Raw genomic sequence first — 807 nt, 5'->3', positions numbered from 1 at the left:
TCATTAATCTTTGGATTATTTGGGGTGCTTACGTCATTCTTATTAGCAGGTGGATTCAGTGATCGTCTCTCTTTCCGATACCTTGTGGCTCTTCTATTTTCCTTGGCTCCATTAACTATTGTGTTTACGTTATGGACGGTTTCTGCACGAGGCATATTTTTCATGTTGATGCCACTATTCGTTTGGGGTTTGCTTAGGTGGCACGAACGTCTATCATATCGTTACTGTTTGATATTGGTAATACTTTGTCTGACATTGGCTGCACTACACAAAATGTTTATATTGTTAGTGTTAGTGGTTCTAGGATATATTTTAGCAAGATTCGTAAGCAATAATCATCACAAAATTTATCTGAAGTATCTACCATACCTTCTCGTTATCGTAGTTATTTTATTATTTACACTGCAATTTTTCTTTATACAGAATGCATGGGCTCAGGAGTACAATCATTTCACAATGCTCAAGGGTGATGCATGGTATCATTATCTCATAGGCACGTGCATATGTATGACCGCGAGGTTGGGCGCCTTGCTGCCGCTCTCTGTGATTGGCCTGATAGCGGTCATTTTTAAGCAATCAAAATTATTCACAGATTGGTTTTTGCTATGTACTTCTGTTTTATTTATCCCACTTTTAGGTGTTTCATTTTATGTGTATCAAACGTTACAGCCATTTTTTGTCATACTTGCAGCGATCGGCATATTTTCGCTGTTTAAAGTTTTTAAATCCGTGCCAAGACAGTATTTAGGTGTAGTGGTTCTCGTGCTGGTTATTGTGTTCGCGTCTTGGATTATACACACGTCATAT

1 protein-coding gene is annotated in these 807 nt (G+C 38.0%); it reads left to right on the top strand.

Annotation, left to right across the window (positions count from 1 at the left end; translation table 11 throughout):
* Positions 1-507: 507 nt before the first annotated feature.
* Positions 508-807: hypothetical protein (locus EI28_RS15125; protein ID WP_231476832.1), on the top strand; the 300-nt coding region annotated here is incomplete at its 3' end.

Origin of the sequence: Methanoculleus sp. MH98A, from assembly GCF_000691865.1 — an archaeon.
Taxonomy (GTDB): Archaea; Halobacteriota; Methanomicrobia; order Methanomicrobiales; family Methanoculleaceae; genus Methanoculleus.
This window is presented reverse-complemented; position numbering and strand designations above follow the sequence as displayed.